The 6,215-nt window shown below is 68.9% G+C and carries 4 protein-coding genes; all 4 read right to left on the bottom strand.

Going from position 1 to position 6,215, the window contains the following annotated elements:
• Positions 1 to 2,555: type VI secretion system membrane subunit TssM (gene tssM / locus AC1DYI_RS24065; protein ID WP_477206663.1), on the bottom strand; the 2,555-nt coding region annotated here is incomplete at its 3' end.
• Positions 2,552 to 3,907 carry a DotU family type VI secretion system protein gene (locus AC1DYI_RS24060; protein WP_477206662.1) on the bottom strand — a complete coding sequence of 452 codons (1,356 nt, stop codon included), beginning with the start codon at positions 3,905 to 3,907 and terminating at the stop codon, positions 2,552 to 2,554. The genes tssM and AC1DYI_RS24060, both read right to left, overlap by 4 nt.
• Before the next feature lie 17 nt (positions 3,908 to 3,924).
• Positions 3,925 to 5,259 carry a type VI secretion system baseplate subunit TssK gene (gene tssK, locus AC1DYI_RS24055; RefSeq protein ID WP_477206661.1) on the bottom strand — a complete coding sequence of 445 codons (1,335 nt, stop codon included), beginning with the start codon at positions 5,257 to 5,259 and terminating at the stop codon, positions 3,925 to 3,927.
• A gap of 7 nt (positions 5,260 to 5,266) precedes the next feature.
• On the bottom strand, positions 5,267 to 5,755 hold the full coding sequence (tssJ, locus tag AC1DYI_RS24050) for a type VI secretion system lipoprotein TssJ (RefSeq protein WP_477206660.1): 489 nt from the start codon (positions 5,753 to 5,755) through the stop codon (positions 5,267 to 5,269).
• Positions 5,756 to 6,215: the final 460 nt, after the last annotated feature.

Below are 6,215 nucleotides of genomic sequence, written 5' to 3'. Positions count from 1 at the left end.
GCCGAGAGCAGGTCGGCGATGCGGTCGCGTGACTGGCGCACCACGCCGGCGGCCTTGTCGCTGGCCTTGTCGACCACCGAGTCACCACCGGCCAGCGTGGTCTCGCGCGAGATGGCCTTCATCAGCAGCGGCAGCGGGCTGTCTGGCGCCGAGAGCAAACGCGACATCTGCACCGACTGGGCCAGGCTGGTCATGGGCTGCAGGCGGATGTCGGCGATGTAGGCCTCCCACGTTGCCGCGTAGTCGTCCAGGTACAGGCGGCGGGCGTCGTCGGCCGGGGTACGGCCGCCGCGCACGACGGTGGCCACGTTCTGAGTGGGTTCGGCGACACCCAGCACCCAACCTTGCTCACGCGTCAGTTCTTCGGCCACGTCGTCGACGTGGCGCTCGAAGCCGCGGTGGTAGCCGTCGCGGGTGTACAGGCCTGGAACGCCCTGGGTCAGCGGGGCGCCGCTGGTGCGGGTGAAGACCAGCGCGGCGTTGTTGCCCGCGGCGCGCACGGCGTTGAACTCGGGGAACTCCTGGCCCAGGCCGCGGTAGCGCATGCGGTTGTAGATGCGCTGCGGCAGCGTGAGGCTGGCCAGGTGCATGCGGCTGGCGTTGACGATGTCTTTGTCGCTCGCGATCGGCGAGACCACCGCGCCTTGCGACAGCAGCGCGCCGAGGTGGGTTGACAGCTGGGCGCGCTGGTCCGGTGTCAGCTCGCGGCGCTGGTTGTCCAGATCGGCCTCGATGTGCCGCTGCAAGGTCTCGGCATCGAAATGCTCGGGGTCGTGCAGCATCAGGTAGGCCTTGAGCGCCTCGTACTGCGTTTCCGGCGCGTCGTCGGACTGGCGCAGTTGCTCTTCGATGCGCAGCGCCAGGCGGGGCAGCACGGCATCGGCCAGCATGCGCTGGTAGGCGGCACGCGACGCACTGTCGAGCTTCTGGCCCTGGAACAGGCCGTAGCCTAGCGACCAGGGCACGTCGTCCAACTGGCCGGCCAGGCCGCGCGTGGCATCGAGCGCTGGAACGACCGGCAGGATGTCGGCCGTCGCGCGGTTGGGCGTGGTCTGCAGCAGCTTGCGCACGTCGTCCGTACGCGACGCCACATCAGCCACATAACGCCGGTTGTTGACGTAGCTGGTGCTCCACAGTGCCACGAGGCCGATGCTGAGCACGCCGACGGCGKCGTAGCCCGCGGCGGTCAGCAGCGTGCGACGGCGTTCCCACTTCGGGTTGGTGCCGGCGATGCCCGCTTCGGCGAAGACCACCTCGCCCAGCAGCCGGTTGAGGAAGTAGCTCTTGCCGCTGGCCTGGTTGGGCGCGATCACTGCACGCTCAAGCCGGTAGCTGCGCGCCACGGCGCCCAGCACACGGTCGATCGGCGTGCCTTCTTGCGTGCCGCTGACGAAGTAGACGCCGCGCAGCAGCGGGTCGGCCTCGTAAGGCGAGGGCGAGAAGACGGCGTTGGCGAACTCCTGCAGCATCGGCCGCAGGCCGGCGAACTGGGTCGGGAAGCCGTAGATGCGGGCGCGGCGCTGCGGGTCGCGCTCGGTCTGCAGGCGGTCGATCAGGCCGTCGGTCAGGCGCTGGCGCAATGCGTCGAACTCGAGGCCAAAGGCTTGCAGGCCCGCCTTCCCGCCGGCCTGCATCGGGAAGGTGAAGCCCCACGGCGTTGCGCGCTGGTCTTTGTCGACCGTGGCGAAGTAGTCCATGAAGCCGGCCAGCAGATCGCTCTTGGTGACCAGCAGATAGATCGGGAAGCGGATGCCCAGGTCTTCGTGCAGCTCTTGCACGCGCTGGCGCACCGTGGCGGCGTGTTGCGCGCGTTCGGCGGGGCTGCGCGTCAGCAGATCAGTCACCGACACGGTCACCAGCACGCCGTTGACGGGCTGGCGCGGGCGCGAGCGCTTGAGCAGGCGCAGGAAGCCGCTCCAGGTGGCGCGGTCGTTCTCGCGGTCGCTGTCTTGCGTGGTGAAGCGGCCGGCGGTGTCGATCAACACCGCGCGGTCGGTGAACCACCAGTCGCAGTTTCGGGTGCCGCCAACCCCGTGGATCGCGGTTTGCGTTCCGGTCGCATCAGCGAGCGGAAAGTTCAGCCCGCTGTGGCGCAGCGCGGTGGTCTTGCCCGAGCCGGGCGCGCCGATGATCAGGTACCACGGCAGCTCATAGAGGTAACGGCCACCGAGCTTGGCCGACCAGCCGGAGAGAATGCCGCCGGCGCCGAAGCGTGCACGACGTAACGTCAAAAGCGCCTTCTCGAAGCGCTCGCGCACGGCCGCCATGTCGGGCGATTCGGCGGCTTGCTCGGCGCCATTCTTCGGTGCTGCGATCAGCTGGTTGACCACCGCCTGGTTGCCGCGCTGTGCGCGCCAGCGGGCCAACAGCATCCACACCAGCACGACGGCCACCAGCACGCCGATCGTGATCCAGCGTGCACGTTCGCTTTCCAGCGGCCGCCAGTCGGCGATCGCCACCATCGGTCCGACGATGTGGATCACCAGTGCCAGCGCCAGCAGCACCACGGCCGCGAGCACCCAGCGGTTGAAGATCCAACCCAGCACGCGCTTCATCGCGCACCCCCGGGGGCGGATGCCGAAGGAGCAGCTTGCGCGACCGGCTCACCGCTGCGGCCGACGAAGAGCGTCACCTCGACGCGGCGGTTCTGCGCACGCTGCACTGGGTCTTTGTCCGGCGCCACGGGCTCGCTGTCGGCCCGGCCTTCGGCGCGAATGCGGTCGGCCGAGACGGCATGTGCCTGCAGCAGCAGCTTCACCGATTGCGCCCGTTCTTCAGACAAATGCCAGTTCGACGGGAAGCGGACGGTGCGCACGGGGGTCTTGTCGGTGTGGCCGGTGACGAGGATCGGTCCGCTGACCTTGGCCAGCGCGTCGGCGATGCGGGTCATCAGCGCTTCACGCTCGGGCATCAGCGTGGCGCTGCCCGAGGCGAACAGGCCGTCGCCGCGGATCGTGACGACGCTGCGGTCGACCTCGTCGCGCACGGTCACCAGGTTGGCCTTGATGTCGGACTGAAGGAATTGCGCCAGCCGCGGCTTGGCCATGACCGGTGGCGCCACCGTGACCGGCGGCGACAGGCGCAGCGCCTGGATCTCGTCGAACACCGGGTCGGAGCGTTCGCCCAGCGACAGCGTTAAGGCCAGGTACACGCCGCTGAGCACGAGTGCTGCGACAGCGGCCGTGGCGGCCAGTGGCAACCAGCTGCCGAAGCGGCGCTGGCGTGCCGGCTCACCCTGCCAGTGCTGGGCCAGCGCCGGCGCATGGTCACCACGCTGCTGCTTGATGATCTGCGCGAGCCTGTCGCGCACCGCCTCGATCTGCGCGCGGCCGTTGTCGATCACGCGGTAGCGGCCTTCGAAGCCGAGCACCAGCGCGCAGTAGATCAACTCCAGCAGGTCGAGGTTGGCCTCGGGCTTCTCGGCCAGCCGCGCCATCAGCTGGAAGACCTTCTCGCCGCCCCAGGTCTCGTTGTGGAACATCGCCAGCAGGCTGTTGCGAGCCCATTCGCCGGAGCCACCCCAAGGCGTGTCCGCCGCGGCCTCGTCGATCATCGTGCACAGCACGTAGCGCGCTGCCATCACCCGCTCGCCGGGGATGCCAGCGGCCGCGGCCTGCGCCGCGAACTCGCGGATGCCCTGCGCCAGCGCATTGCGCAGCGCGACGGCGTCGTCGACATGGCGTGTGGTGCGCAGCGGCGGCACGGCCATCAGCAGCTTGTTGGCCAGCGCCACCAGCGGGTTCAGGCCCTGCTCGGGCAACGCGCCGTCAGCGGCGTGGCTGGTGTCGCGCGTGGTGTCGACAGGCGGCATCGGCACCGTGGGCGAGCGGCCACCCGGGTTCGGCCGGATGAAGGTGCGCTGGTCGTCCAGCTGCGCGAACGGGTCGTTGAGTGCCGAGGGTTCCATCGCGGCTCCGTGCGTCTTTATTGACGGATGGCCCACAGCTCAAGTTCGAGCCCGGGGAAATCGCCCGCCACGTGCAGCGCCAGGCTGCCGTTGCGTTCGAGCTGCTTCCAGAGCTCGCCGCCGCGGTCGAGCTCGAAGTAGTGGTAGCCAGCGTGGAAGGGCAGTTGCCGCGGCGCCACTGGCAGCGAGCGCAGGTTGACGCCCGGCAGCTGCAGGTTGACGAGGTCGCGGATGCGGTCGACAGGCCCCAGCTTCGATTGCGCCGGGAAGCGCGAGCGCAGTTGCTCGGCTGGCATCTGCGCGTTGACTGCGATCACGAAATTGGCGTGGCGCGCCAGCTCGGGGTCGGGTATCACCGCGGTGCGCACCCCGTGGCTGCGGTCGGTCAGCTCGATCTGCTGCGCGTTGCGTTCGAGCACCGTCGACAGCATGCGGCGCAGGTCGACCAACAAGGGCGCGAAGCTGTGCTGCAGGTCGTCGTGCTGGTACAGCGGGTAGTCGGGCGGGTGGCGGTTGGTGGTCGAGAAAGTGGCCAGGTCGCCGGCCAGTTGCAGGCAGGCCAGGTGCAGCTCGCGCGGGTGGCCGTGCGGCGCGTTGGCATGCTGCTGGAAGACCGGCGAGGCGCGGTTCAGCGACTGCAGCATCAGGAAGTCCGCCATCTCGGACACGCCGTGGCTCAGCTGGCCCATGCGGCCGGCCAGCATCTGCGCGCGCTGCTGGATCAGGCCGTGCAGCAGCGAGGCCATGGCTGAGAGCTGCGCGCTCGCATCGAGCCGCGTTTGCGGGGCAACATAGGCGCGGTCGAGCACCACCTGGTGGTCGCCGCGGCGCTCGGCCACGCGGGCGATGCCGAGCGTGGCGTAGCCGTCGGTGGCGTCACGCGCGCGCATCAGGCGCAGGCGCAGGGCACCGGTCTGGATGGGCTCGGGCTCGTCGTTGGCGCTGGTGTGGTCACGCAGGGTTTCGTCGTTGACCTGGTAGCGGGCCATGTCGGCGGCGGCGTTGCCGTCGAAGCTGACCTCGGTCTGCCCTTCGCGGGCCAGCGGCGCGGCCAGCACCACCAGCTCGCCCTTCATGTCGGCCGGCACCTCGAACGGGGCCGGCAGCGCGTCGATCTGCGGCAGCAGGAACGGCGTGCCGTCGGGCAGTACGCCGCTGGCGCGCGTCAGGCCGATGCGGCCGAGTTCGAGCAGGCTCTCGTCGAGCGCCAGCGTCGAGAAGCCCCACGCATGCGGCCCCGTGGCGCGCAGCCGCATCTCAACCAGGTGCTCGACATAACGAGCTTCTTGCTGGAAGTGGTGGGGCAGCAGGAACATGCCCTGCGTCCAGACGACTTTGCTGCGCCAGCTCATGTTGGCTTCACCGCGAGACCGTGACGGTGACCGCCAGCGCGTCGGCGTGGATCAAGACCTTCTGCGCCTTGCCGGGTTCGACCGGGGCGATGGCGCGCCAGCGCGCATGCTCCAGGTCACGGTAGGCCGCGACCACACCGATGAACTTGGTGTCGGGCGACAGCATCTTGGCCCAGGGCTTTGAGTCACCGGGGGCGAGCGTCATCTCCTCGCGGGCGACGAGGTCGGCGGCGAGTTCGGCCTGGTCACGCTGGTACAGCGACATGAAGTCGGCGCTGTTGAAGGCCGTCGGCGACTTCAACTCGTAGACCCGCAACATCAACGGCGAGGGCCGCTGGCTGGCGCTCGGGTTGATCGACGCCGAGGCTTCGACCTTGCCAGTCACCTTGGTGGGCTTGGGCGTACTGGCGCAGCCCACCGCCAGCACCGCGGCCAAACAGGCCGAGCTGAACCACCACCCACGCCACCATCCACGCGCTATCCCGAGAAAGGTCACCTGACTGCTCCTACTCTCTTGCCGAGAATAAGCAGCGATGTGCCGCAGGCGGGGTGACTTAGGTAACCGACCCCGCCTTGCCAGGTTGCGGCGTGGTGCTTGACGCAGAGCGCTGATGGGCGACGGGTGCATGGCACCGGTACGCATTTGCCGCAGTTCGATCGTCCATTGCCGCGCGGCGGTTAGTCGCCTGTGTAGGTTGTGTCGGCGGGTAAGAGGTCGGGCTCTGCATGGCGATTCTTCCTAACATCCACTGTATCTGACAGCGCTTTCAAGCTTGATGCGACCAGGCTGCATCGCGGGGGCGCGTCGACAGGGATTGCCGAGGCTTGAGGGCCTTGCCATGGCCGTTGCGTCGGTGCAAGGCAAGGGGTGGAGCAAGAGGAGAAACCAATGCGCAGTCTTTCGGGGCGGGCCTCCGCTTGTCTGGTGGCCGCGGCCACCATCGTTTTGGTCAGCG

The organism is Ideonella sp. P3_A4 (assembly GCF_056403075.1).
This window is presented reverse-complemented; position numbering and strand designations above follow the sequence as displayed.